General features: G+C 62.6%; 22 protein-coding genes and 1 pseudogene. 12 read left to right on the plus strand and 11 right to left on the minus strand.

Going from position 1 to position 26,040, the window contains the following annotated elements:
• Window positions 1-370: 370 nt before the first annotated feature.
• Together F3Y30_RS16805 and F3Y30_RS16810 are read right to left on the minus strand one after the other, a co-directional pair.
• Window positions 371-1,135, minus strand: a complete 765-nt coding sequence (locus tag F3Y30_RS16805; protein WP_203423847.1) for an N-acetylmuramoyl-L-alanine amidase — start codon at window positions 1,133-1,135, stop codon at window positions 371-373.
• Window positions 1,132-1,848: a DnaJ family molecular chaperone gene (locus tag F3Y30_RS16810; RefSeq protein WP_246752770.1), complete on the minus strand. Its 717-nt coding sequence runs from the start codon at window positions 1,846-1,848 to the stop codon at window positions 1,132-1,134. Before F3Y30_RS16810 ends, F3Y30_RS16805 begins: the two co-directional genes overlap by 4 nt.
• A 219-nt stretch (window positions 1,849-2,067) precedes the next feature.
• On the opposite strand from F3Y30_RS16810, the gene F3Y30_RS16815 reads away from it, so the two are divergent.
• The 4 genes from F3Y30_RS16815 to F3Y30_RS16830 all read left to right on the plus strand — a co-directional run bounded on the left by F3Y30_RS16815 (window position 2,068) and on the right by F3Y30_RS16830 (window position 6,296).
• Window positions 2,068-2,982 (plus strand): DMT family transporter, encoded by a 915-nt coding sequence (locus F3Y30_RS16815; protein ID WP_246752771.1) that lies wholly within the window; start codon window positions 2,068-2,070, stop codon window positions 2,980-2,982.
• 206 nt (window positions 2,983-3,188) lie between these two features.
• Entirely contained in the window at window positions 3,189-4,403 is a 1,215-nt protein-coding gene (locus F3Y30_RS16820; RefSeq protein WP_203423849.1) for a pyrophosphate--fructose-6-phosphate 1-phosphotransferase, read from the plus strand.
• A gap of 82 nt (window positions 4,404-4,485) precedes the next feature.
• Window positions 4,486-5,118, plus strand: coding sequence for a LysE family translocator (locus tag F3Y30_RS16825; RefSeq protein WP_203423850.1), 633 nt, complete (start codon window positions 4,486-4,488; stop codon window positions 5,116-5,118).
• A 131-nt stretch (window positions 5,119-5,249) separates the two neighbouring features.
• Window positions 5,250-6,296 carry a transglycosylase SLT domain-containing protein gene (locus tag F3Y30_RS16830; RefSeq protein WP_203423851.1) on the plus strand — a complete coding sequence of 349 codons (1,047 nt, stop codon included), beginning with the start codon at window positions 5,250-5,252 and terminating at the stop codon, window positions 6,294-6,296.
• Window positions 6,297-6,298: 2 nt separating this feature from the next.
• Here the strand turns inward: F3Y30_RS16830 and F3Y30_RS16835 are convergent.
• Both F3Y30_RS16835 and F3Y30_RS16840 read right to left on the minus strand, forming a co-directional pair.
• Window positions 6,299-7,668 (minus strand): annotated as a pseudogene (locus F3Y30_RS16835) (serine hydrolase).
• A 90-nt stretch (window positions 7,669-7,758) separates the two neighbouring features.
• Window positions 7,759-9,324 (minus strand): EAL domain-containing protein, encoded by a 1,566-nt coding sequence (locus F3Y30_RS16840; RefSeq protein ID WP_203423852.1) that lies wholly within the window; start codon window positions 9,322-9,324, stop codon window positions 7,759-7,761.
• A 218-nt stretch (window positions 9,325-9,542) separates the two neighbouring features.
• Between F3Y30_RS16840 and F3Y30_RS16845 the strand changes: the two genes are divergently transcribed.
• The 5 genes from F3Y30_RS16845 to F3Y30_RS16865 all read left to right on the plus strand — a co-directional run bounded on the left by F3Y30_RS16845 (window position 9,543) and on the right by F3Y30_RS16865 (window position 14,851).
• On the plus strand, window positions 9,543-10,790 hold the full coding sequence (locus F3Y30_RS16845; RefSeq protein WP_203423853.1) for a DUF3419 family protein: 1,248 nt from the start codon (window positions 9,543-9,545) through the stop codon (window positions 10,788-10,790).
• 59 nt (window positions 10,791-10,849) lie between these two features.
• Complete coding sequence (locus F3Y30_RS16850; protein ID WP_203426656.1) at window positions 10,850-11,479, plus strand: methyltransferase; 630 nt, start codon at window positions 10,850-10,852, stop codon at window positions 11,477-11,479.
• Window positions 11,480-11,647: 168 nt separating this feature from the next.
• A complete protein-coding gene (locus F3Y30_RS16855; protein ID WP_203423854.1) occupies window positions 11,648-12,427 on the plus strand; it encodes a GH25 family lysozyme in 780 nt (259 codons plus the stop codon).
• 172 nt (window positions 12,428-12,599) lie between these two features.
• Window positions 12,600-13,793 (plus strand): lytic murein transglycosylase, encoded by a 1,194-nt coding sequence (locus F3Y30_RS16860; protein ID WP_203423855.1) that lies wholly within the window; start codon window positions 12,600-12,602, stop codon window positions 13,791-13,793.
• A gap of 113 nt (window positions 13,794-13,906) precedes the next feature.
• Window positions 13,907-14,851: a DMT family transporter gene (locus tag F3Y30_RS16865; protein WP_203423856.1), complete on the plus strand. Its 945-nt coding sequence runs from the start codon at window positions 13,907-13,909 to the stop codon at window positions 14,849-14,851.
• Between the two features lie 495 nt (window positions 14,852-15,346).
• Here F3Y30_RS16865 and metF read toward each other — a convergent pair whose 3' ends face one another.
• The 3 genes from metF to F3Y30_RS16880 all read right to left on the minus strand — a co-directional run bounded on the left by metF (window position 15,347) and on the right by F3Y30_RS16880 (window position 18,421).
• Window positions 15,347-16,264: a methylenetetrahydrofolate reductase [NAD(P)H] gene (metF, locus tag F3Y30_RS16870; protein ID WP_203423857.1), complete on the minus strand. Its 918-nt coding sequence runs from the start codon at window positions 16,262-16,264 to the stop codon at window positions 15,347-15,349.
• A 1-nt stretch (window position 16,265) separates the two neighbouring features.
• Window positions 16,266-17,291, minus strand: a complete 1,026-nt coding sequence (locus F3Y30_RS16875; protein ID WP_246752772.1) for a metalloregulator ArsR/SmtB family transcription factor — start codon at window positions 17,289-17,291, stop codon at window positions 16,266-16,268.
• A 221-nt stretch (window positions 17,292-17,512) separates the two neighbouring features.
• Window positions 17,513-18,421: a LysR family transcriptional regulator ArgP gene (locus tag F3Y30_RS16880; RefSeq protein WP_203423858.1), complete on the minus strand. Its 909-nt coding sequence runs from the start codon at window positions 18,419-18,421 to the stop codon at window positions 17,513-17,515.
• Between the two features lie 97 nt (window positions 18,422-18,518).
• On the opposite strand from F3Y30_RS16880, the gene F3Y30_RS16885 reads away from it, so the two are divergent.
• The gene (locus tag F3Y30_RS16885) at window positions 18,519-19,127 is read left to right on the plus strand and encodes a LysE/ArgO family amino acid transporter (protein ID WP_203423859.1); all 609 of its coding nucleotides are present in this window, start codon (window positions 18,519-18,521) and stop codon (window positions 19,125-19,127) included.
• Window positions 19,128-19,172: 45 nt separating this feature from the next.
• On the opposite strand, the gene F3Y30_RS16890 is transcribed toward F3Y30_RS16885, so the two are convergent.
• Window positions 19,173-20,600 (minus strand): L,D-transpeptidase, encoded by a 1,428-nt coding sequence (locus F3Y30_RS16890; RefSeq protein WP_203423860.1) that lies wholly within the window; start codon window positions 20,598-20,600, stop codon window positions 19,173-19,175.
• A 206-nt stretch (window positions 20,601-20,806) separates the two neighbouring features.
• Here F3Y30_RS16890 and F3Y30_RS16895 point away from each other — a divergent pair, with 206 nt between their 5' ends.
• Both F3Y30_RS16895 and F3Y30_RS16900 read left to right on the plus strand, forming a co-directional pair.
• Window positions 20,807-21,661, plus strand: coding sequence for a DUF4432 family protein (locus F3Y30_RS16895; protein WP_203423861.1), 855 nt, complete (start codon window positions 20,807-20,809; stop codon window positions 21,659-21,661).
• 73 nt (window positions 21,662-21,734) lie between these two features.
• Window positions 21,735-22,073 (plus strand): TIGR01244 family sulfur transferase, encoded by a 339-nt coding sequence (locus F3Y30_RS16900; RefSeq protein WP_203423862.1) that lies wholly within the window; start codon window positions 21,735-21,737, stop codon window positions 22,071-22,073.
• A 26-nt stretch (window positions 22,074-22,099) separates the two neighbouring features.
• Here the strand turns inward: F3Y30_RS16900 and F3Y30_RS16905 are convergent, their stop codons facing one another.
• From F3Y30_RS16905 to F3Y30_RS16915, 3 genes are all read right to left on the minus strand, one after another.
• Window positions 22,100-23,008 carry an alpha/beta hydrolase gene (locus tag F3Y30_RS16905; RefSeq protein ID WP_203423863.1) on the minus strand — a complete coding sequence of 303 codons (909 nt, stop codon included), beginning with the start codon at window positions 23,006-23,008 and terminating at the stop codon, window positions 22,100-22,102.
• A gap of 135 nt (window positions 23,009-23,143) precedes the next feature.
• Window positions 23,144-24,799 carry a thiamine pyrophosphate-binding protein gene (locus F3Y30_RS16910; protein WP_203423864.1) on the minus strand — a complete coding sequence of 552 codons (1,656 nt, stop codon included), beginning with the start codon at window positions 24,797-24,799 and terminating at the stop codon, window positions 23,144-23,146.
• The gene (locus F3Y30_RS16915; protein ID WP_203423865.1) at window positions 24,796-25,992 is read right to left on the minus strand and encodes a CaiB/BaiF CoA-transferase family protein; all 1,197 of its coding nucleotides are present in this window, start codon (window positions 25,990-25,992) and stop codon (window positions 24,796-24,798) included. Before F3Y30_RS16915 ends, F3Y30_RS16910 begins: the two co-directional genes overlap by 4 nt.
• Window positions 25,993-26,040 lie beyond the last annotated feature (48 nt).

Raw genomic sequence — 26,040 nt, forward strand, 5'->3', positions numbered from 1 at the left:
ACGTGGGCAGCAAACACACACAACCAGGCCGCACATGCGGCGGCGGAAATTCGTCTCATACAGCATTTTCTCCGAAAAAGCGCACGGCTTCGCCACGGCGAGCGGCTTGAGGAGGCCGAACACCTGCGCATGATCAATCTTATGGATTGGCCTTCTGTCCGAGTGGGACGTAAGGCCTTGGGATCGACGACACGAGCTATGCCCCGACGTCTAGAATCCCGGTGCCTGGTCGGAGCGAGAGCGCTGGCCGAAACCCCGCCGCACCCACCGACCGCGGGCCGGTGGAAATGACCCTCCCAATCGGGTCAGGATGTGGCAGAACGATAAACTTTCGTTAATTTTTGTAATATTTCGTGATCACAGGGTGTGCTCAGGCGCCGAAATTCGGAAGCGCGGAAAGAAGCCGGTGCAGGGTGTCGATTGTCGAAAAATCCGCGATTCCGTCGACCCGTTCCTGACGAAAATGCCGCTGGAACGCGGCCACGTCGCCCTCGGTCTTTTCCGAGTAAACACCATTGATTTCAGTGCCATAGCCATAGAGCGACAACATCGATTGCAACGCTTCCACCGGCTGGCCCTGATCGCCGCGCTGGAAGAAGCGGCCACCCTTGATGGGTGCCGGTTCGACCCAGTGGCCGACGCCTGCCGCATGCAGCGTTGACCACGGGAATTTTTCACCCGGATCGACCTTGCGCACGGGTGCCACATCACTGTGGGCCAGCACCAGCTCCGGCCGGATCCCCCACCTTTGGCCACAATCGAGACAAAGTTCGATGACTGCCGCAATCTGTTTTTCGGGATAGTCAGGCAGCCCCCCCGGATGGCCCGGGTTGACGATCTCGATGCCGATCGACCGTGAGTTGATGTCGGTTTCGCCCTGCCAGACGCTCTTGCCGGCATGCCACGCGCGACGCGTCTCTGGAACGAGCTGCAGAACGCTCCCATCCTCCTCCACGAAGTAGTGGCTGGAGACCTGGCTGTCCTCGCGACAGAGCCACGCGAGCGCACCCTCCCCCGTGTCCATGCCCGTATAGTGCAGGATGATCATGTCGGGTGCCCGTCCGCCGGCACGCTCGCCGTGATTGGGCGAAGGCGCTGCCGCCGCTCCCCGATAGTCGCATGCGAAGGCGATCATGCCGCCTGTCGTTCCTTCTCGATCGCCTCATAGGCGGCGTTGAGCGCTGCCATGCGATCGTTTGCGATCTGGCGGAATTCCGCCGGTACACCGCGCGCAACGAGCCGGTCCGGATGATGCTCGGATGCAAGCACACGGTAGCGCTTGCGAATCGTCGAGAAGTCGTCCGCCGGGGAAACGCCGAGAACCTTGTAGGGATCGCGGCCGCTCACATGCACATGGCGGGCGGTGATCTGTTCGAAGCGCTCATAGGCCATGCCGAAGATCTCGGCCACGCGCGAAAGGAAATCCATTTCCTTCTGGTGGATCAGGCCATCGGCCTTCGCAATGTGGAAGAGCCCGTCGATGATATCCTCGAGGATCGGGCAGTTGCGCTCGCAGGAAACGCAAAGCGCCGCCATCTTCTCCGCATAAGCCTCGAAACCCGCTACGTCCTGGCGCGCCAGATTGTAGAGCCGGGCGACGTTCGCAGCCTGGTCGTCAGGGAACTTGAAGATGTCCTTGAAGGCATCGACCTCGGCAACGGTCACGATGCCGTCCGCTTTGGCCATCTTGGCCGACAGGGCAATCATCGCCACGGAAAAAGAGACCTGCCTGCGGGTTTCCGGATCGCCTTCGAAAAGCGTGCGGACAGCTTCCACGACCCCGTGCAACGCATTGCTCGCCGCTTCGGTGACCATTGTTAGCAGGCGATCCCAGACAGAAGAAAGCATGCAATTGTCCGAGTTTGAAAACATGCGGCGATGTTGAGCAGACAATCGCGACGAAAGCAAGCCGAAGCCGGATTTTGAAGGGACGATGACAATATTGTGATGGCCCTCATCAAGCGGACGAATTCGACTCTGTGATCGAGCTATCAGGGTTTTGAATTTGACTGCGGCGGGCGTGGATGACAGCAGGAGGCCGATTTAGCAAAGAAATGGCGGGTTTACGTGCAACTTGTTACCAGAACGTCCCTCGGCATGCTGCTGGGCCTGATCGGAGTGACGATCTTCGGCGCCACCCTGCCGATGACCCGCATCGCACTTGACGGGTTCACTCCACTCTTCATCACGTTTTCCCGCGCCGTGATCGCCTCGCTTGCCGCCGGCACGGCGTTGCTCGTTCTCAGGAAGCCGTTCCCGAAGGCGCACCTGCCCGCGTTGATCGGCGTGGGGCTTGCCGCCGTGTTCGGCTTTCCGATCTTCTCCTCGATCGCATTGCAGACCATTCCGGCAAGTCACGGAGGCGTCGTCCTCGGCGTTCTGCCGCTGCTCACCTCCGCCTTCGGCGCGATCATCGACGGTGAACGGCCGGGTGCGCTTTTCTGGTTCTGCGGCCTGGCGGGTTCGGCACTGGTGGTGGCCTTCTCGATTGCTGGCAGCGGCTTCCATGTCGGCGAAGGCGATCTCTGGCTCTTCCTGTCCGCAATTGCCGCATCCTTCAGCTACGTCCTTTCCGGAAAACTGGCGCGTACCTTGCCGGGCTGGGAAGTCATCGCCTGGGCTCTGGTCATCACCTTCCCCGCCTCGCTTGCCGGTATGCTCTATCTCGGAGTTGATGGACTGCGGATGCCGGGGACCGGCGAATATGCGGCACTTGCCTACCTCGGGCTGATGTCCATGTTCGGCGGCTTCATCTTCTGGAACTCGGGCCTGGCGATCGGCGGCATTGCGCGCGTGGCCCAGGTGCAACTGGTCCAGACCTTCGTGACGCTGGCGATTTCGGCGGCCTTGCTGAAGGAGCAGATCGACCCTTCCACCATCCTGTTTGCAGTGGCCGTGGCTTTCGTCGTCTGGCTTGGGCGAAAAGCCAAGATCGACCGCAAGGTGGTGGAGCAGCCTGCGGGCAGTGCAGCAGCGGGGTGAAAATCAGTCACCCAATGCAACCGGCTGTCATGAAAATTGGATAAGTCCAGAGCGCGATTCCCCTTTCCGGGAATTTGCGATAGGGCATAACCTGTAAAGCCGAGCACGGCTTGAGACTAACGCGTCTGTGGCGTCGAAGCGGCCGGTACTCGCTCGAACGTGCAATGCCGCCGCAACCGCGCAACTGCCGTTGCCAAGGAGGAATCATGGCCAAGCAAAAAGTCGCAATGCTGACCGCGGGCGGGCTCGCACCCTGCCTTTCGTCCGCTGTCGGAGGGCTCATCGGGCGCTATACCGATATCGCGCCTGAAATTGAAATGGTCGCGTATCGGTCCGGCTATCAGGGCCTGTTGCTCGCCGACCGGATTGAAATCACCCCCGACATGCGCGCCAAGGCCCATTTGCTGCACCGTTACGGCGGTTCGCCGATCGGAAACAGCCGGGTGAAGCTCACCAATGCGGCCGACTGCGTGAAGCGTGGCCTTGTGAAGGAAGGCGAAAACCCGCTTCGCGTCGCCGCTGAAAGGCTGGCCTCGGACGGTGTCACCATCCTGCACACGATCGGCGGCGATGACACCAACACGACTGCGGCCGACCTTGCCGCCTATCTCGGAGCGAATGGCTACAACCTGACCGTCGTCGGACTGCCGAAGACCGTCGACAACGATGTCGTGCCGATCCGCCAGTCTCTCGGCGCCTGGACGGCTGCCGAGGTTGGCGCGAACTTCTTCGACAACGTGAGCAACGAGCAGAGTGCCGCACCGAAGACGCTGGTCATCCACGAAGTCATGGGCCGCCACTGCGGCTGGCTGACAGCGGCGACCGCGCGAGCCTACATCCAGAAGACCGCCGGGAACGAGTACATCGACGGCTTCATGATGAACAAGCAGCTGAAGAGCATCGACGGGCTGTACCTGCCCGAACTGGCCTTCGACCTCGCTGCGGAGGCCGAGCGGCTGAAGGCGGTCATGAACCGCACGGGCTTCGTCACGCTCTTCGTGTCCGAAGGCGCTTGCCTCGATGCCATCGTTGCGGAACGCGAGGCAGCCGGCGAGACCGTCAAGCGCGACGCTTTCGGTCACGTCAAGATCGACACGATCAATGTCGGCAACTGGTTCTCCAAGCAGTTCGCAGCCCTGCTCGGCGCCGAACGTTCCATGGTCCAGAAGTCGGGCTACTATGCCCGCTCGGCACCCGCCAACGCCGACGACCTTCGCCTCATCCAGAGCATGGTCGACCTCGCCGTGGAGAGCGCGCTCAACAAGGTATCGGGCGTGACCGGTCACGACGAGGCCCAGGGCGGCAAGCTCAGGACGATCGAATTCCCGCGCATCAAGGGCGGCAAGAAGTTCGACACCTCCGCCAAGTGGTTCGGCCAGGTGATGGACGTGATCGGCCAGAAGTGGAAGAACACCGACTGACGAGCGGTCGCTGAATAGCTCTTGACGGCCAGAAGCGCCGATGGCTTGCTCCCCGCAGATCTCAGTTTGCGGGGAGTTTTTCATGTCGTTCGAACACTGGCTTGCCTTCGCCGCCGCTTCGGCGGTCATGCTGGCGATCCCCGGCCCCACCATTCTGCTCGTCATATCGTATGCGCTCGGCCACGGGCGCAGGACCGCTGGAGCAACGGTCGCCGGTGTCGCCCTTGGCGATTTCACCGCAATGACCGCGTCCATGCTCGGCCTTGGCGCGCTGCTTGCCACATCGGCGGCGATCTTCACCGTCTTGAAATGGGTGGGTGCTGCCTATCTCGTCTGGCTCGGCATCAAGCTGTGGCGCGCGCCCGTCGCGGGAGATGCCGTGTCCGGTGCGAACCCGCCTGAGGAGAACCCTTACAAGATCTTCGCCCACGCCTACGTGGTGACCGCGCTCAATCCGAAGAGCATCGTCTTCTTCGTCGCCTTCCTGCCGCAGTTCCTGGACCTCTCGCGCCCCCTCTTTGCGCAGATGGTGATCTTCGAAGTGACGTTCCTCGTGCTTGCGACGCTCAACGCCTTGACCTACGCCCTCATGGCCTCCGCGGCCCGGCAAACCATTCGCAAACCGACCGTCCAGAAGATCGTGAACAGGACGGGCGGCACGCTGCTTATATGTGCCGGATTGCTGACGGCGGGCTTGCGGCGTGCGAGTGCCTGACCTCAAGTGAGCCGCCACGGGTTGCCGTCGGCGGCTCTATGCGTTAATGGACGTTACACGGTCGAAGCGCCGTTGATTTGCAGCCGCACCGGGGAACACCGCCCCGCCAAGAGCAAACCGAAAGCGAACGCATGGCAGACATCCTGTTCTTCAGCTCCAAACGTCTCGCTTCGGCGGCCTGCGCCACCGCGCTCCTTGGACTTGGCGGATGTGCCAGCGTAATTGAGACCCCTGTACAGGAAATGACCGCGGCACAGACCGTGATGCCGATCGCGAAACCCGGCACGGAGATGACCGCCTATGCGCTGCCGACGCCGCTGGGCTATTCGGCGACCGGCGAGAACGGCGGCATCGCAGCGATGGAAGCCGCGGTAGCCGGCACCGACACGTCGACAATCAACGCGAACGCACCAGCGACCGAACCGGTCACCACGCTTGCCAGCGCGGGTGCCTCGGCGGCCACAACGGCTGTTCCCGGTGAGGCCGGCCAGATCGCTGTTCCTGCAGCGGCACCGGCCGAAGGCGTCGAACAGCGCGCCGAACTCGCGGCAACGGCTGTCGAGATGGCAGTCGCCAACGGAGCCAACCCCGAGACGAAGGACGGCCAGCCCGCTGCCGTCGAGATGGCTTCAGTCAACACCGGTCTTCCCGCCGGGTTCATGAACGTCGCGGTCATGGAGCCCGGTTTCGATACGGGCGAACCGGAAGGACTCGAACAGCTCGTCGAGAATCTCAAGGTGGTACCGGTCGCAAAGCCAACGCTTCAGTCAGGTGCCATGGGAACCCAGCTTGCCATGGCGCAGATCTCGCAGCCGGTGCAGAAATCGGGAACGCCGCTCGATGCCCTGATCTCGAAATATGCGGCACTCTACGAAATTCCCGAATCTTTGCTGCATCGCGTCGTGAAGCGCGAAAGCAGGTACAATCCGAACGCCTACAGCAAGGGCAACTACGGCCTGATGCAGATCCGCTACAACACGGCCAGGGGACTCGGCTACGAGGGCACCCCGGACGGTCTGTTCGACGCCGAGACGAACCTGAAGTACGGCGCCAAGTATCTCCGTGGTGCGTGGCTCGTAGCGGACGACAAGAACGACGGCGCCGTGCGTCTCTACGCTTCCGGATACTACTTCCACGCCAAGCGCAAGGGTCTCCTCGAAGAGACCGGCCTGAAGTAGATTTACATCTCCTCGATAATTCTTCGTACGAGCGGCTGGGGCCGATAGCCGCGCTTTGACGGCGTAAGGCCGAGGCGAATGACCGCGAGCCTCTTCGAGGGAACGATCGCCGCCGACTGGCCATCATGTCCCAGCATCCAGAACGTATCCTCCGGTAGCCCTGCCTCCACATTGGACAGTTCCCCGGGCCCCTCGATCCAGGTTTGCGCCCTGCTGTAAACCCCGCCCGAGACGTTCGTCGGCGAGCCCATGTCCTTGACGAATCCTTCCGGCAGGAAGCGGTTGCCGCCCCATATCCCGTCATTCAGCAGGAACTGGGCGAAACGTGCCCAGTCGTGGGCCGTCGCATACATGAAGGAGGAGCCAACGAAGATGCCGGTCTCGTCCGTCTCGAGCACGGCACTGCGCATTCCGAGAGGTCCGAAGAGCGCACGTATCGGAAAGGTCAGTGCCTGCCACCGGTCATCGAGCGCGCTCATCCAGATTCGTGACAGCATCATTGCAGTGCCGCTCGAATAGTTGAACGTCTCGCCGGGATTGCCGTCGAGCGGAAACGAGATCGCAAAGCGCGACATGTCCGGCTCAAGGAACAGCATCCGTGTCACGTCCGTGACCGTTCCGTAGTCCTCGTTGAACGAAAGGCCGCTCTGCATCGCCAGCAGGTCCGCAAGAGTGATCCTGGCGCGAGCGTCACCTCGCCATTCGGGGAAGAGTTGCTCGGTCTGACCCGAAAGCCGCCCGCCACGTATCAAGATGCCGGCAAGCGCGGCGTTCACCGTTTTCGCCATGGACCAGCCGAGCAGCGGCGTCCCGGCGGAAAAACCTTCGCCATAGACCTCCCCGACAATCCGTCCGTCCCTGATCACCACGACGGCCCGCATGCCGGGACCGACGAGTTCAGGATCGGCGAGCAAGGAGGTAATCGCCGGATCCGGATTTGCCGCCTCCCCTCCGGCCAGGCAGCAGCCTGATCGGTCGGCGCGAAGCTTCCGGTCCCTACGTCCGAGACCGATTGGCGCGCGGCAAGGAAATCTCCGTCCGGCACGGTCGTACAGCCGAAGCCATCCCGATACGCGGAGTAGCCGGGCGCGAAGAGGCCGAGGAACCGGACGGTCACCGTTTTTTCGCTGCGATCGACAGATTCGCGGAGGAACTTGAGCAAGGGATGTCCCGGCGCCTGGACGTCGCTGTGCATTACGCTTTCAGGCGATCGTCCGGCAAGAAACACGTTGGAGCAAACGATCTTGGCGGCATAGCCCGCTCCGACCAGCAGCAGTGCGGGTGGGGATACGATCAGCCAGCTCGCGGTTACGGCCACCAGCAACACGGCGAGAAAGGAGCTCCATGCCGCCAGCTTGTAGAATCGTGCCATGCCGCTCCCCCTTGCTGTAGCCAGACAATCAGGATTTGAGCGGCAAGGGAAGTCCCTTGCCCGGCACTGACATGATCACGGCGTCTGCCATCAGGCGGACCGGACCTTGCCCTGCGGTGCAAGTATCGCAGGCACCATGCTCGCGGCGACCGGTCTGGAAATCAGAAATCCCTGCGCTTCGGAAGCACCGCGGGCGCGAATGAATTCGAACTGCTTCTCGCACTCTATACCCTCGACGGTCGTTGCGACCTGGAAGGTGTCACCAAGCTTGAGGATGATTTCCAGCAAATCGGCATCGCGCTTGTTGTTCAGCATCGATTGCGCGAAGGAGCGATCGATCTTGAGCTGGTCGAGCGGAAAACAGCGCAGATTGTGTATGGACGAGAAGCCGGCGCCGAAATCGTCGAGCGCCACACGCACGCCATGGGCGCGAAGTTCCGTCAGACTTTCACGGATGACGTCTTCGTCCACCGAGAACGTGGATTCCGTAACCTCGATCGTTAGCCGGCCCGGCGCAAGCTCGGCACTCTTAAGACAGCGCTTCACATGGCCGACGAATTCGCGGTCCTTGAACTGGTCGCCGACCACGTTGACTGCAACGCCGATAGGCCCGGGCCACTTGGCTGCCTCCTGGCAGGCCTTCTCCACCACCCAGTTTCCGAGCAGCCGGATGACGCCCGTGCGTTCGGCGGATGGAATGAAGCGATCCGGCAGAATGATGCCCTTCTCGGGGTGCCGCCAGCGAAGCAGCGCCTCGAACGATCGCACGCTGCGGGTTTCGACCCCAACGATCGGCTGGTATTCCAGATAGAACTCGCCGGCCGAAAAGGCACGCGCGAGGTCGTGCTCGATCTCCGCCTGCTCCTGCGCCTCGCGTGCGAGATCGGCATCGAAGAACCGGAACGCGCTGCCCGGGGCATCCTTTGCTTCGTAGAGGGCAAGATCAGCCCGCTTGAGCACGAACGACATGGATCGGTCGCTCGGTTCGAAAAAGGTCACGCCGATGCTGCATCCCGTTGTAATACGGTTGCGCGCAAGCTCGAAGGGAGCATCGAACAGGCCGCAGAGCGTTCGGCACACATCCTCGACCTTTCCGTAGGAAGGGCTCCCGGGAATGGTGACGACGAACTCATCCCCCCCGAGCCGGTAGATCCGACCGGCCGATTCCAGTGCGTCCCTCAGCCGCTTGCCGATCGCGATCAGCAATTCATCGCCGACGTCGTGGCCGAGGCTGTCATTGACGAACTTGAACCGGTCGAGGTCGAGAAGCAGCAGCGCTCCCCGCCCCTCGTCACGATCGCCGTCGGCGACAAGACGCTGGATATCGCGTTCCAGCGAGAAACGATTGGCAAGGCCGGTAAGGCGGTCGTGCAGGGCCTCGCGCATGAGGAGCGCCTCGGTCTGGCGCCGCTGCGCAAGCTCGAACATCAGCTGCGCCTTGGAGCGGCCGATCTGGTAGAAGCCGAAACCGAAGAACACCGGCATCAACGCAAGCGCGGTCGCCGTCGGCGTCGTGAACTGGAAGACGCTCCGGTTGGAGGCCTCGCGAAACAGAAAGTCGACGGTAACGCAAACGACGGGCAGAAATGCCCCGAAAACGGAACCCGTGAGGGCATAGCGCCGCTCGATCCTGGACCAAAAGTCATTAAACATCATGTAACCCTAATCCGTTGCTATCATGACAACAGGGTGCTCTTGGCCCGATATGCGGGCCGCGGCCTGTGATACCGGAGAAATGATTACGGAGTCTTAAGACAGACCCGGTTCCCAGGCCGTTCGGAACGGCCGCAATCCAGTCTTCCCCAGCCGAAGTCATGAAACTGTTGCGCGACGCAGCTATTGCCGCAGGAACGCCAACGGGATCACGTGACGACATGAAAGATCTGGCACCCGATGCAGGTTACCGAAAGAACCGGAAACTCAAGTCTGCACTGCTTCAACACAGGGCCTTGTCACTCGAAGGGCTCTCCGAGCGCTTCTTCGGCCTGCTCTTTTCCGGTCTCGTCTACCCTCAGATATGGGAAGACCCCGAGGTCGACATGGAGGCGATGGCACTTGCTCCAGGCCACCGGGTCGTCACCATCGGATCGGGCGGCTGCAACATGCTTGCCTATCTGTCCCGGTCGCCGGCCTCCATCGACGTGGTCGACCTCAATCCTCACCATATCGCGCTGAACCGCCTCAAGCTTTCGGTCTTCCGCCACATGCCTTCCCACGCGGACGTCGTTCGGTTTCTCGGCGGCAACGGCGAGGCTACGAACAGGCAGGCTTACGAACTCTTCATCGAACCGAGGCTCGATTCGCCGACCCGCCGCTACTGGGGCGGCCTGGACCTCCTGGGCCGGCGACGCGTAAGCGTATTCGGACGCAACATCTACCGCACCGGGCTGCTCGGGCGCTTCATCGGGCTCGGCCACCTGATTGCCCGCATCCACGGCGTCGATCTTCGCGATTTCGCCCGCGTCCGTTCGATGCGCGAACAGCGGCAGTTCTTCGAAACACGCATTGCGCCGCTTTTCGATCGTCCGCTCGTCCGCTGGATGACCGCCCGCAAGAGTTCGCTCTTCGGCCTCGGCATTCCGCCTCAGCAGTTCGACGAACTTGCAAGTCTCAGCACGGAGAAATCCCTCGCGCCGGTGCTCCGCCAGCGTCTGGAGAAGCTCAGCTGCCATTTCCCGCTCAAGGACAATTACTTCGCCTGGCAGGCCTTTGCCCGCCGCTATCCCCGACCGGAAGAAGGAAACCTTCCGGACTACCTTCGGGAAGAGAACTACAGGGCGATCCGCGACAACGCATCGAGGGCAACGATACACCATGCGAGCTTCACGGAGCTTCTCGCCGGAAAGGCCGCCGGTTCCGTCGATCGCTACGTCCTGCTCGATGCTCAGGACTGGATGAACGATACACAGATCAATGCGCTCTGGACCGAGATCTCCCGGACCGCCTCGAGCGACGCGGTTGTCATCTTCCGAACGGCTGCCGAGAAGAGCGTGATCGAAGGAAGGCTCTCGCCGGCGATTGCGGCGCTCTGGCAGCGGGACGACGAGACCTCGGACCGGCTCGGCAAGCGGGATCGGTCGGCCATCTACGGCGGCTTCCACATCTACAGGAAAGTCTCGTGACATCCCCTGCCCTCGAGACAGGACGCGCCGATCCGTCCGGGTCGGCGCATGCCCGCCGGATGGACGGCATCTACCGCTATCAACGGCATATCTACGACGCCACGCGCAAATACTACCTCATCGGGCGGGATCGCCTGATCCGGGAACTGAACGTACCGGATGGCGGCAGCGTGCTGGAGGTCGGCTGCGGAACCGGCCGCAATCTCAGGATGATCCGCCGGCTCTATCCGCACGCTCACCTGTACGGGCTCGACATATCGCAGGAAATGCTGGTCTCCGCCCGTGGCAAGTTCGCCAAGACATACGGCCGCCAGCCGGTTCTGCGGGTCGCCGACGCGACGACGTTCACGCCCGACGAGTTCGGGGTAACCGGCTTCGACAGGGTCGTCATCTCCTATGCGTTGTCCATGATACCCGACTGGGAGGGGGCAATCGCGCAGGCGCTCGCCGCGCTCAATCCCGGTGGCCAGCTGCACATCGTGGATTTCGGCCAGCAGGAGCGCCTGCCGGGCCCGTTCCGTTCGCTGCTGCATCGCTGGCTATCGCGATTTCATGTCACCCCGCGAAGCCTGATGCGGGCGGTCGCCGAACGCCTGGCTGAGCCTCATGGCGCCAAGCTCGAGTTCCGCGTCATCGGGGCCGGATACGCCTGGCACCTGGTTTTGGCAGTGCCCGCAAGGGAGAAATAGAACGCCCTCGCGCCGCGAGAGGACCATTTCTCCCGTCGTCGAAGGGTGGCCCAATTACGCAAATTTTACGAAATTATGGTGAAAGAAGAGTTCACGCATGTCGCGCGGGCTCTTTACGGACATCCGCGTCTCAGGCAGGATTGGTAAACGCGTAAAGACGGGACATCTATGCGTCGGTTTCTCCTGGCCCTCGTGCCGCTTGCCCTCCTCACGGCTTCTTGCTCGACGACAGACTACGATCTCGTGTCAACCGCGTCCGTTTCTCCGCGCTTCAAGGACAAGGATCCGCAGGATTTCGGCGCGAAGAATCCCCAACTCCACCAGATACACGGCATCGACGTGTCCAAGTGGAATGGCGACATCGACTGGCAGACGGCAAAGAAATCCGGCGTATCCTTCGTTTTCATCAAGGCGACCGAGGGCAAGGACAGGATCGACTCGCGGTTTCCCGAATACTGGCGCGGCGCGCGCCAGGCCGGCATCGCCCACGCCCCCTATCATTTCTACTATTTCTGCTCGACCGCGGACCAGCAGGCCGACTGGTTCATCCAGAACGTGCCGAAGGAAGCGATCCAGTTGCCGCCGGTGCTCGACGCCGAGTGGAACCCCGATTCGCCGACCTGCCGCACGCGCCCCTCGCCTGAGGTCGTCCGTGCCGGGATGAAGCGTTTCATGGATCGCCTTGAAGCCTACTATGGCAAGCGCCCGATCATCTACTCGACCGTCGATTTTCATCGGGACAACCTCGTCGGTCATTTCGAAGACTATCACTTCTGGCTGAGATCCGTCGCCGACCACCCGGCAAACATCTACTCGGAACGGCAATGGGCGTTCTGGCAATACACCTCCACGGGTGTCGTGCCGGGCATCAAGGGCGATACGGACATAAACGTGTTCGCCGGCACCGAGAAGAACTGGAACAAGTGGCTGGTCGCCGTTTCCAAGTAGTCCCCCAACAGCGCCTCCAACGGGCCTGCGAGAGCCTCGACAGCCCGGTTTCCGGACAATTTTGCAACGCAGGCTGGCACGGTGACATTGCGGGCAGCGGCGATGCGGTTTTCCGCTTGCTTCCGCCACATTCTTTTGAGACAGCGTTCGCAGAACAGCCATGGAGCCCGAAATGCACCCGAAATCGAGGATCAGCACCCTCACCGCCGCCTTGACACTTCTGTTGACGGGCGTGGCGCATGCGCAGGCTCCCGCCTGCGGTGGCGATCTCGGAGCGTTCCTCGCAGGCGTCAAGGCCGAGGCGGTTGCAACCGGTGTTCCTGCCGACGTCGCCGACAGGGCCCTTGCGGGTGCCGCTATAGACCCGAAGGTGCTCTCCCGGGACCGCGCCCAGGGTGTCTTCCGCCAGACATTCCTCGAATTCTCCAAGCGCACCGTAAGCCAGGCGCGGCTCGATATCGGCCGCAAGAAGCTCCAGGAGCTCGCACCGGTCTTCGCGCGTGCCGAACAGGAGTTCGGCGTTCCCGGTCCGGTCATCGCCGCCTTCTGGGCTATGGAAACGGACTTCGGTGCCGTTCAAGGCGACTTCAATACCAGGAACGCCCTCGTCACGCTTTCGCATGACTGCCGCCGCCCAGAACTGTTCCGTCCACAGCTGATCGCGCTGATCGAAATGGTGCAGCACGGCGACCTCGACCCTGCGACGAACACGGGCGCCTGGGCTGGCGAGATCGGCCAGGTCCAGATGCTGCCGGAAGACATCATCCGCTACGGCGTCGATGGCGACGGCGACGGCCACATCAACGTTAAGACGAGCGGCCCGGATGCGATCCTGACGGCTGCCAAGTTCATCCAGAGTCTCGGCTTCACCCGCGGACAGCCCTGGATCCAGGAAGTGTCGGTTCCCGAAAACCTGCCCTGGGAAAAGACCGGCCTGCAGCCTGGCATGACGGCCGGCGAATGGTTCGCCCTCGGCGTGACGCCGCGCGACGGCAATACGAATTTCTCCAAGCTCGGCGCCTCGCTCGTGCTGCCGCAGGGCCGCAAGGGTCCGGCCTTCATCACCTATCCGAACTTCAACATCTACCTCGAGTGGAACCAGTCGTTCATCTACACGACGTCGGCGGCCTATTTCGCCACCCGTCTCGGCGGCGCACCGCCTTACGAAAAGGGTAGCCCGGAGGCGGGTCTTGACGATGTCAACATGAAGGCGCTGCAGACGCGCATGGCCGAACTGGGCCACGACGTCGGCAAGATCGACGGGATTCTCGGTTCAGGCACGCGCGCGGCCATCCAGAAGGAACAGCTTCGCCTCGGCCTTCCCGCCGATGGCTGGGCGACCCCTGCACTGCTCGAGGCGCTGTAGTTCGTCAATTCCGCAGATGACGGCCTGCCTGCCGTCTGACGGAATCGGGTGGCGGAATTCGGATTGAGCGCTATGACGTGTCTGAAGTGCTTCTCTCTGATGGCAGGAACCCCATGACCGACAGCGCGCCCCGGGTGGCAAACCAGAACATGAACGCCACCACATGGGCGTTGCTCGGCTTCCTTGGATTGATCTGGGGCTGTTCCTTCTTCTTTGCCCGGGTCGCGGTTGGCCATGTGCCGCCCGCGACGCTGGTCCTTCTCCGGGTCTCGCTCGCTGCCGTTGCCCTTCACCTCTACGTCGCCGGACGTTTCGGGCTCTACAGGACACTTGCGCAGCGCTGGCGCGAGTTTCTGGTCCTGGGCCTCGTGAACAATGCCGTTCCGCACACTCTGATCTTTCTTGGCCAGACGCAGATCGGGGCGGGTCTTGCCGCCATCCTCAACGCGACGACGCCGATCTTCACCGTGTTGATTGCCAATCGCCTGACGGAGGACGAGAAGATGACGCCAGCGCGGGTGGGCGGATGCCTGCTCGGCCTGCTCGGCACCGCGGTGCTCATCGGTCCGGGTGCCCTCGCCCCCTTCACGGGTGAGACCGGCGCACCACCCCTGTGGGCGGTCATGGCACCGATAGGCGCCGCCGCTTGCTACGGGTTCGCCGCCACGTACGGCAAGCGCTTCAAGACCGTTGCACCTCCGGTGACGGCGGCCGGACAGCTGACAGCCTCGACGCTTCTCATGCTGCCGGTGTCTCTGGCGGTCGACCGTCCCTGGCATTTGCCGGTACCACCGATGAACGCCATTCTTGCGGTGCTCGCTCTCGCACTCGTCTCGACGGCCTTTGCCTACATCCTCTTTTTCCGGATCATGGCCAAGGCCGGGGCAACGAACACTTCGCTCGTCACGCTTCTGGTTCCGCCGAGCGCCATTCTCGCGGGAATGCTGTTCCTCGGGGAAGAGATGAGCATCAACGTCGCCCTCGGCATGCTTCTCATCCTTTCCGGCCTGCTCGTACTCGACGGGCGCCTGTTGGCAAGCCGCCCTGCCCGTTCCTGAGTGTGCGTGCAGAGTGTCGAATCGGGACGATTCTACCGCCCGAAAGAGTGTCAAAACCGGCCAGGCGCCGCCCTCCGGGGCGCCGGCCGTCAATCAACTTGGTAACACTCGTTAAAAATCTGTGAGTACTGATCTTGCGTTAAAAATCAGCATCTTGGCCTGTTGATGGAGCCGCCAGACACGTCAACTTGATGCGGCGCAGCATAGAATTGGCTTTTCAAGGGAAGATTTTCCGACGTACACTCTCATCCGCAACGCAAGGAGGTCAGCCATGGGACTCACACATTCCTTGAATGTTCTGATGATCAGTGCAGCGTTCCTCTTCATCGCAACAATGATTTTCATTTGATGCGACGGCGCAGTCCGATAGAAAAGACGAACCACAAGAACAATAGCTAACCCTTTCAGTGACGAACGTCACGAGAATGCATGGCCCCGGGGACGGTGCCGTGCATTTTGATTCAGGGACTGTGATGCAAATGCGACAGGCGGCCCTCAGGCCGCCGCCCCGGCGGAGCGAACCGCCTCCACCCTTTCGTTCTTGGCAAAGCCTGCGAGATCACAGACAGCGCTGACGAGCGGTGCACGGTTCATCGTGTAGAAATGCAATTCGTCGATGCCCCGGCGAATGAGGTCGGTGACCTGCTTGGTCGCAATCTCGATTGCCGCCGCCGCCCGTTCTTCCGGCTTGTCGTCGATTGGCCCCAGGCGCTCCGCCAGCCACTTCGGCACGCCGGCGCCACAGAGCGAAGCGAACTTCTGCACCTGGGCAAGATTGTGCACCGGCAGGATGCCGGGGACGATCGGAATATTGATCCCCCGTGCGCGCACGCGCTCCAGGTAGCGCTCAAAGTCATCGTTATCGAAGAAGAACTGGGTCAGCGCCCGCGTCGCACCGTTGTCGACCTTGCGCTTCAGCATGTCGATGTCGGCCGGAACATCGGGACTTTCCGGATGCTTCTCGGGATAGGCTGAAACCGAGATCTCGAAATCGTCGATCGAACGCAGCCCCGACACCAGGTCTGCCGCATTCTCGTAGCCACCCGGGTGCGGCTGGTAGGCGCTTCCGACGCCGCCCGCGCCGTCGCCCCTGAGGGCTACGAAATGGCGGACTCCAACGGAGCGAAATTCTTCGATGACGCTATTCACCTCCTCCTTCGTCGCATCGACGCAGGTCAGGTGCGCAGCAGTCGAAAGAGGTGTTTCCCGGATGAGGCGTGCCACCGTGTTGAGCGTCGGCGCCTTGGTAGAGCCGCCTGCCCCGTACGTCACCGACACGAAACCCGGCGCATAGCGCCCGAGCTTTGCGGCCGTTTCAAACAGCAGCGTCTCTGCCTCGGGTGTCTTGGGAGGGAAGAACTCGAAGGAAAGCTTGATTTCCGGGCTTGCGGACTTCGATAGCGCCGTTGTCATGTCAGTTTCTCCCGGCAATGGCAATCGGACTGTCCAGACTGCTTGTTACATCGTAGGTGGCATTGTCGTTACGAGCGAGCCAGATCGTCACGGTCAGACCGCCGCCATCGGCGATCGAAGGTTCGAGATCCACGGTCTTCTCCAGGACGAGCCCGGACTTCTTCAGCCATTCCGACATCGTCTGGTGGGGGAAGCCGAGACGGAGATGCGCATGCTCGGTGCGAAGATACTCGAGCCCGTGCGGCGCGAGGTCGATGATGACGAGACGACCGCCAGGGCGCAGCATCCGCGCCGCTTCCGCGATCGCCGCCTCCGGTTCTTCGAGGAAGTGAAGTACCTGGTGTATGGTCACGACATCGAATTCATCGCGCTCCAGCGGCAGGTTAAAGATGTCTCCATGGCGCACGGAGGCCTTGGTGATGCCCGCCCGGTCCAGGTTGGATCGAGCGACCGCCAGCATGTCCCGGCTGGCATCGACGCCGACACCGCGACGGTAGAGGCCTTCGAAGAGCTGGAGAATGCGGCCCGTGCCCGTGCCGAGGTCGAGGAACGTCTCCACCGGTTCGTCGCCGATGAGCGACTTCAGAGCAGCCTCGACTTCCGCCTCGCTGACATGCAGGCGGCGCAATTCGTCCCACTCCGCCGCGTTGCGGCTGAAATAGGCCTGCGCCTTCTCGGAGCGGATCTTCTTCAGCGCGGTCAGCCGCTCCCCATCGCGGGCGAGAACGGCGTCGCGCTGGTCGCAGGCGTCCAGCAGTTGCCGTACAACCGAAACGGCGCTACCCTCTTGGCGGAGCCGGAAATAGGCCCAGGCGCCCTCCTGATAGCGATCGATGAGCGAAGCCTCCGTCAGGAGCTTCAGGTGGCGCGATATGCGTGGCTGCGACTGGCCGAGAATATCCGTCAGGTCCGTCACGGTCAGGTCCCCGCGGGCAAGAAGCGCCAGGAGGCGCAGCCGCGTCGGCTCGCCGGCGGCCTTGAGAACCTCCACCATTTCATCGGGTTCGAGTTTGCGCTGGGTGATCATCTTCAATCCAATCAAGACATAAACATATCTTTATGTGATTGAGGCGAGCAGAGCAAGCGCAATTTTCGGCACCTGTGTACGAACATTTGCACGGCACGCAAACGCGAGCATCCCTCGACCAGCAGCGCCACATGCAGGGATGGGCTTGGGGCAGCGCGGTTCGTGCGCCTGAAGCGTCTTTCCAAATTTTGACGAGCGAATTCGTCGACCCCGGAACCGATCTAAGCCACGCTGTCCACGAGCTCACGCTTGCCGATCGCGACGATTTGCCGAGTGAGCTCCGCCAGATGGCCGGCGGACAGGCGGCTGACCTGCCAGAAGAGCGGAACATCGACCGGCGTGTTGCCAACCAGCTCCACCAGGCGGCCCGATTGCAGATGTTCGCGGGCCAGATGGACGGGGTTCAGAGCCCACCCCATCCCGAAGATCGCTGCATCGACGAAACCATGCGTAGAGGGCAGCCAGTGGGTGGGGTGCGCTATGTCCTGCCCGAAGACCTGGCGAATCCATCGCCCCTGCAGCCGGTCCTTCTGATTGAAGGTGATCGCCGGCGCCTTGGCGATCGCCTCTGGCGTCACGCCGTTCGGGAAGTAGCGGCTGATGAAGTCCGCACTCGCCGTCGCATGGTAACGCAGTGAGCCGAGCGCGTGGCGACGGCACCCCTGCACCGTCTTCTGTGAACTCGTGACCGCGGCAACCACCCTGCCCCGCTCCAGCCATTCAGCCGTGTGGTCCTCATCGTCCACCACGATGTCGAGCAAATATCCGGCGCTGCGGGCGAAGTTCGAAGCGGCTTCGAGGAACCAGGTCCCGAGACTGTCCGCGTTCGTCGCGATGTGCAGCGTTACCGTCTGCCGCGGTGCGCCGAGCCCGGCGATGGCGGGGAGATGTCCGAGCAGCTCGCCCTCGAGCATTCCGACACGCTCGACATGCCGGCACAACCACTCGCCCTTCTCTGTCGCCGTGCAAGGCTGACCGCGAACGATGAGGACGACACCGAGGCGCTCCTCGAGCTGCTTGACGCGCTGCGATACGGCAGAGGGCGTCACATTCAGGAGGCGCGCCGCCTTTTCGAAGCTGCCCGTCTGCGCAACGGACGCTACCGCCTGCAATGCGGCATAATCCATCATGAGATTAGTTCTCCTTAATCTAACTTACTATGATTAATTAGACTAAATCCCATCAAACGTATAGCTGCGGATGGCCCCACCCTCTGGAACCATCAGCATGGACTTCACAGCCTATTCGACCGGCCTGACGGTTGGTTTGAGCCTCATCCTCGCAATCGGTGCGCAGAACGCCTTCGTGCTCCGGCAGGGCCTGCGAGGCGAGCACGTTTTCGCCGTGTGCCTTGCCTGCGCGGTTTCCGATGGCTTGCTGATTGCGGCGGGCGTATCCGGTTTCGGCAAGGCCTCTGCCCTGATGCCGTGGATTACACCGGTCCTGCGCTATGGTGGAGCGGCCTTCCTTGCCTGGTACGGGATAAGAAGCCTCAAATCCGCGCTCCACTCGACCCAGGCCCTCCGCATCGAGGAGACGCGGGTGACAAGTCTTGCCGCCACGCTCGGGACATGCCTGGCGCTGACCTGGCTCAACCCGCACGTCTATCTCGACACGGTCGTGCTGCTCGGTACGATCTCGACGCAGTATCCAGGGAGGGAAACGGCTTTCGGCGCGGGTGCGCTCACCGCATCGTTTCTGTTCTTCTTCGCTCTCGGCTACGGAGCCGCGTGGTTGCGTCCGGTCTTCGCAAGGCCGGCCTCGTGGCGGATCCTCGAGGCCATGATCGCGCTCATGATGTGGATCATCGCGGCAAGGCTTGTCGTAGGAAGCTGAGCGAAAACTGGGCGACCGAACGTGGCCGACCGCCCTGGTCTCATCTCAGTCGACGAATTCGACGGTCACGCCCTGCTTCACCATCTTGGCAAGCTCCGTTGCGTCCCAGTTCGTCAGCCGGATGCAGCCATGGCTCTGGGTCTTGCCGATCTTCGAGGGTTCCGGCGTGCCGTGGATGCCGTAGGTGGGCTTGGAAAGCGCGATCCAGACCGTCCCTACCGGACCGTTCGGGCCGGGCGGCAGGGTCAGGATCTTGTCGTTCGTCCCCTGCTGGAAGTTGATCTTGGGATTGTAGGTGTATCCCGGATTGAGCGCGACGCGCTCGACCGACACCGTGCCCGACGGGGACGGCGTATCCGACGAACCGATACTGGCGGGATAGGCCGCGATGAGCGCACCGGCATCATCATAGGCAAGAACCTGCTTGCGTCCCTTGTCCGCCACGATCTTCGCCACCTTGCCGGTTTTGGTCGTGCCGACGTTGATGACCTTGATGATGGATCCCGGAAGCGTGAAGTCCACGCCCGGATTCATTTCCTTGAGATAGGCCTCATCCATGTGGAACTTCTCGGCCAGCATTTCGGTGGTCGAGGTATAGGAAAGGTGCGGCAGGGCCGCCTTATGGGCATAGTCCTCGGGAATGGCCGCGACATACGGTCCCGCGGCGTCCGCCGCCGTGATCTCGTAGGTGGTAAAGGGCAGTCCGCCGTTCATCTGCAGCCGCTGGAGAATGTCCTCGGTGTTGTTGGGATCCAGAGTTTCGCCGTAAGCCTGCTGCCAGGCCTCGATGGCTTTCACGACGTTGGAGCCCTTCTTCCCGTCGATGACGCCTGGAGAAAATCCGTCGCGGTCGAGCAGGACCTGGAGGGCAGTGATTTCACCCAAAGACTTCTTGCCGATGGCAATAGCCGGATCGAACTTCGGACCGGGAACAAACGTCTCCGAATCGCCCACATTTTCGCTCGGCAATGCCGCGACATCGTTTTCATCCGGCAGGGCGGGCAGCGCCTGCTCTTCCGCCGGATCGTTTGCAAAGGGATCAGGAAGAGTTCCGCGCTCCACGCCGCCCGGAACGGTCCCGGTGGTCAGGTCGTCTCGCGACGCCGGTGCGGGTGGAAAATAATCGGGCGAGGTTTCGGGATATCCCGTGACTTCCTGGTAGCGGTCACGACGCATCAGTCGGCGCTCCGCCCGATCGAAATACCGATCGGCCGACATGACCACGGCAACCACCTTGCCCCATCCGTCAACAAGGACCTGCCGTCCGCGGGAGTCCCGGGTAACCTGGACCGAACCGCGTTCCGGCACCTCGTCGAGGAGGTCGCCCTGCGGCGAAACGAGCACCATGTCCCGGTCGCTCCCGCCGTACACGCTCTGCGCGTGCACCGGCCCTGCGGCGACGGCGAGAATCGATGCCAAGGCAGCGATGGAAACACTTGTTTTCAAAAACGAATTCACGGAAAAACCTGTCATATGACACACTTCGCGCGGACACAGCACCTCAAATTCGACCTTAATATGGAAAACGTGAACTGATGGTAAAGGGTTTCATAACAAGAACTATAATTTGTTGCGGGCCGGCCACCCTGTAAAAGCTTGGGTGTGACCCCGCTGGATTCGATGGGAAGTCGAAGCTAGGGTCGGGAGACGCCATAAAGAGACAGAATCGGGAGCCACGAATGACATTTGCGCTGACCGCCGACAATGCGGCGCACGTATTCGACCTCGCGCTGGATCCGCAATCCGTGCTCGACATACGCGATGCGATCTTCCGCAACGTCAATCTCGCGCCGGGTTCCGCCATTCCCTCGGATGGCGACCCCCGCATCGACCGGGCGCTTCCCGGCTTTCTCTTCACCTGCGGCCCTGATCATATCCGCCATCCGGAACCGGTCGAGGGCGCGCCCGACGGGCGGCGCTATCCGCTGCATGGCTCCTACTCCTCCCATCCGGCGAAGGACATCCTGATCGAGGAGGACGAGAACGAGGCGGTCTGTTCCGCCCGGGTCCGGACGGACCTAGCAAACGGCGAGACGGCGGAATTGGCGCGCCGGTGGCATGCCGACCGGGTGACAGGCGACATCCGCCTCGACGACAGCGTCACCAACACGGGCAACGGACCGTGGCCGCCGGTCGCGATGTACCACATGAACATCAACACCCGCCTGTTTGACGATCGAACGAAATTGACCGGCGCGATGCTGCCCGGCGGCGAACTGCCGTGGCGATTTGCCGATGGAGACGTCTCGATCTTCTGCGTGCCGGCCGGCGACGCAGCGACAGATGGATGGGCGGAGATCGCCATCGGGCCGATCGCATCGCTTGGAGGGCGCAGCCTCCACGTGAAGTTCCGCGTCGACACGTTGCCCTATCTCCAGGTCTGGCGAAACCAGTCGCCCGGCTGCCACGTGATGGGGATAGAGCCCGTCAGCAACCGTCTTGCCTCACGGGCGGAACTGATCGCGGCCGGAGAGATGCCGGACTTCGCGCCCGGCGAATCGGTCGACTATGCGCTCGCCTTCTCGGTGCGTTGAACCGTGCTCAGCCGTTGACGCCTGCGGCCCGCGGGCTTAAATCGTCTGCGCATTGCTGTTGAAAGGTACGTTCATGGACATCCGGCAAATTAACGACGAGTACTCCGTCTCCGGCCAGATCACCGTCGAGGATCTCGACCAGATCAAGGCCCTGGGTTTCAAATCGATCGTGTGCCATCGTCCCGACCACGAGGCACCCGACCAGCCCGAATTCGCAGCGATCGCGGCCCGCGCCAACGAACTGGGCCTCGACATCACGCATATTCCGGTGGGTCCCATGGGCGTGACCGCCGATGCCGTGCGCGGCATGGTCGATGCGCTCGACGAGTTTCCGCGCCCGATGCTCGGCTATTGCCGCTCCGGCGCGCGCTCGACAAACATCTACCAGCAGACGCTCCACATCAGAGGCTGACACGCCTGCTTCCCGGCGAGGTCGCGTCAATTGCCCCGCAATAGATTGAGCAACGCCTGAACCATCGCGTCAGGCGCCTCCTGTGGTATGTTATGGCCTATCCCGGGCAGTATGCGGCGTTCATAGGTGCCCGCGAACTGTTCGCCATGATCGTCGGAAATGGACGGCGGATCGACGCCGTCATCTGCGCCGAAGAGTGCGATGGTTGGCACGCGGATGCGTGGCTGCGCCTCCAGCATCGTCTCGATGTCATCGAGATGAGGATCCCCGTCGGCATAGCCGAAGCGATGCCGATAGGAGTGGACGACGACGTTCACGAAGTCGGGGTTGTCGAAGGACGCCGCGCTGCGGGCGAACGTGAGAGAATCGAAGCTCCAGGTCGGTGACCAGAGCCGCCAGAGCAGCTGGCAGAGTTCCCGCCTGTTCGCGCTCAGTCCCTCGCGCCCGCGCGGCGAATGAAAATAGTACTGGTACCAGAAGCGGTGCTCCGCCTCCGGCGCGAGAGGGACGGTCGAGCCCGGAATGTCCTGAACGTTGTAGCCGCAGCCTGTGACCAGGCAACGAACCCGCTCCGGCCAGATCGCCGCCACGATGCAGGCCGCCCGCCCGCCCCAGTCGTAGCCGGCCAGGGCCGCGCGCCGGATAGACAGCGCATCGAGCAGATCGACGAGATCGCGCGCCAGCGCCGCCTGCTGGCCTGAACGCATGAGGTTTGCCGAAACAAAGCGGGTCTGCCCGTAGCCCCTCAGATACGGAACGATCACCCGGTAGCCCTGTGTCGCCAATCCCGGGGCAACGCCATCGTAGCAGCGCGGATCGTAGGGGAAACCGTGCAGCAGAACCACCGCCTCGCCTTCCGCCGGCCCATGCTCCTCATAGGCCAGATCGAGCATGGAGGTTCGGACGTGGCGAATGGGAGGAATGACGTCGGTCATGGTCGATCTCCGGCCTGGATATCGCACGATACGACGGAGGGCGCCAAAGGGATAGCACCGGAGCTCGCGTTCCTCAGTTCCGGCGGCGCCGCTTGCCCGCCTCCCCGCCGGCCGCATTGCGACCGGCGTTCCTCCTCACCCCTTGCTGCTCTGCCTGATCTCGGAAAGCGTGCGGCTGGGGGTGATCGCCTCCGGATCCAGCTTCACCTCTATGATCGCCGGCTTGCCACTCTCCCGCGCACGCAGGAAGGCGGGAGCGAACTCCTCCGTCTGCGTCACCGTCTCGCCATGGCCGCCATAGGCAATGGCAAGGGCCGCGAAATCCGGGTTCGTGAGATCAGTCGCGCTGACGCGGCCGGGGTACTCCCGCTCCTGATGCATGCGGATGGTGCCGTAGATACCGTTGTTGACCACGACGGTTATGATCGGCAGCGCGTAGCGAACGGCAGTCGCGAATTCCTGTCCGTGCATGAGGAAGCAGCCGTCGCCGGCAAAGCAGATCACCTCACGGTCCGGATGCAGCCGCTTGGCGGCAACAGCGGCCGGCAAGCCGTATCCCATAGATCCGGATGTCGGCGCCGCCTGCGTGTTGAACCGGCGAAACCGATGGAAGCGGTGCACCCAGGTCGCATAGTTGCCCGCACCATTGGTAAAGATCGCATCCGGCGCGGCATTTCTTTCGAGCCAGTTCATGATCGGCCCCATGTGCACGGCCCCCGGCCCGGTTTCGGGCGGCGTCGACCAGCCGAGATAGGCCGCATGCATCGCCGCTGTCCGATCCTTCCACGGCAACGGCCGCTCCGGGGAAATGTCGCCAATGGCCCCGATAAAATCGGCCGGGCTCGCACAGATCGCGAGATCCGGTCGGTAGACGCGGCCGAGTTCCGACGGATCCGGATAGACGTGGACGAGCGTCTGCTTCGGATAGGGACTGTCGATCAGGGTGTAGCCGGAGGATGGCATCTCGGAGAAGCGTCCACCGAGGAGCACGACGAGATCCGCTTCCCTGATTTCCCTGCCAAGGGCCGGGTTGATGCCTATCCCGACATCGCCTGCATAGTTCGGGTGGAGGTGGTCGAACAGCATCTGCCGGCGGAAGGAGCAGGTAACGGGCAGGTCCCAGCGCTCGGCGAAGGCTCGCATTCCCTCAACGCTTTCCTCGTCCCATCGGGTACCACCGAGAATGACGACAGGCCGCTGTGCGCGCTCGAGCCGTTCACGGAAGGCGGCGATCTGCGACGGGCCGGGATGGCTTGCCACCGGCGTGAACGGCAGCGCCCTTGGCGCTTCTGCGCTCTGGGTGAGCACGTCCTCGGGCAGGGCGAGCACGACCGGCCCCGGCCGGCCCGACGTTGCGATCGCAAAGGCCCTGGTCACGAACTCGGGGATGCGTGCCGGATCGTCGATTTCCGCCACCCATTTTGCAACCTCGGTGAAAGCCCGGCGGTACTCGATTTCCTGAAAGGCTTCCCGTTCGCGGGCGTCGCGCTGCACCTGTCCGATGAACAGGATCAGGGGAATGGAATCCTGCCGCGCGATGTGGAGGCCGGCTGATGCATTGGTCGCACCCGGCCCGCGCGTCACCATGCAGATGCCGGGTTCGCCGGTGAGGCGCCCCCAGCAATCCGCCATCATCGCCGCCCCGCCTTCCTGGCGGCAGACGAGCACGTCGATATCCGTATCGTGCAGTGCGTCGAGAACCGCGAGATAGCTCTCCCCCGGCACGCAGGCGACGCGTCTCACTCCATTGGCCACCAGGGCCTCAACGATCAGCTGTCCTCCCGTCTTCATGCGGTCCTCTTCGTCTTTTCGAGTGTGTCAAGCTCGGCAAGCACATCCTCCGTGTGCTCGCCGAGACGCGGGCTCGGCCGCTCATAGGAAAGGGGTGTCGCGGAAAACACGATCGGAGAGCGCACACCAGGGATCAGGTTGCCGTCGCCATCCGGCAGATCGATACGCAGCCCCCTCGCCTTGACCTGCGGGTCGGCGAACATTTCCTCGATGGAGTTGATCGGCCCCGCCGGGACCGCATTGGCTTCGCAGGCCGAAAGCAGGTCCCTCTTTTTCCACTTCACGGTCTCGGAGCAGACGATGCGACGGACCTCGACGCGATTGGCAACCCGCGCCCGATTGGTGGCGTAGCGCTCGTCGTCCGCCACCTCCCCGATGCCGAGGATGCCGCAAAGGCGCCGGAACTGCCCGTCGTTTCCGACCGCGAGGATCAGATAGCCGTCAGCGGTCTCCACCACTTCGTAGGGCGAGATGTTCGGGTGGGCGTTGCCGAGCCGCGCAGGCGCCATTCCGGAGACGAGATAGTTCATGTTCTGGTTGGCGAGCACTGCCGACTGCACGTCGAGCAGCGCCATGTCGATGTGCTGCCCCTCGCCTGTCTTCATCGCATGGATGAGCGCAGCCTGGATGCCCGCGACCGCATAGATGCCCGTGAAGATGTCGGCGATCGCCACGCCCGCCTTCATCGGCTGCCCATCCGGCTCGCCGGTGATCGACATGAAACCGGACATGCCCTGGACGATATAGTCGTAGCCCGCAAGGGCAGCATAGGGCCCGGTCTGGCCGAAGCCCGTGATCGAGCAGTAGACGAGCTTTGGATTTTCCCTGCGGAGGCTCTCGTAGTCGAGCCCGTACTTCACGAGCCCGCCCACCTTGAAATTCTCGATGAGGACGTCGGCACTGCGCGCAAGCCGGCGCACCGTCTGTTGCCCCTCTTCCGTCTTCAGGTCGACTGCGATCGAGCGTTTCCCGCGGTTGGTGGAGTGGTAGTAGGCGGCGGAAAGGTTCTCGCCCTCCTTGCCCTCGACGAAGGGAGGTCCCCAGGCGCGGGTATCGTCGCCGCCTTCGGGATTTTCGACCTTCACCACGTCGGCACCCATGTCGGCCAGCATCTGTCCCGCCCAGGGACCGGCCAGCACGCGTGCCAGCTCGACCACCCTGATGCCCGAAAGCGGCAGATTCTTGCGTTCCATCACTCGCTCCCAACTCGCGCGGCGCTCACGTCTGTCTTGCCTGCCGCC

Source organism: Sinorhizobium sp. BG8, assembly GCF_016864555.1.
GTDB lineage: Bacteria > Pseudomonadota > Alphaproteobacteria > Rhizobiales > Rhizobiaceae > BG8.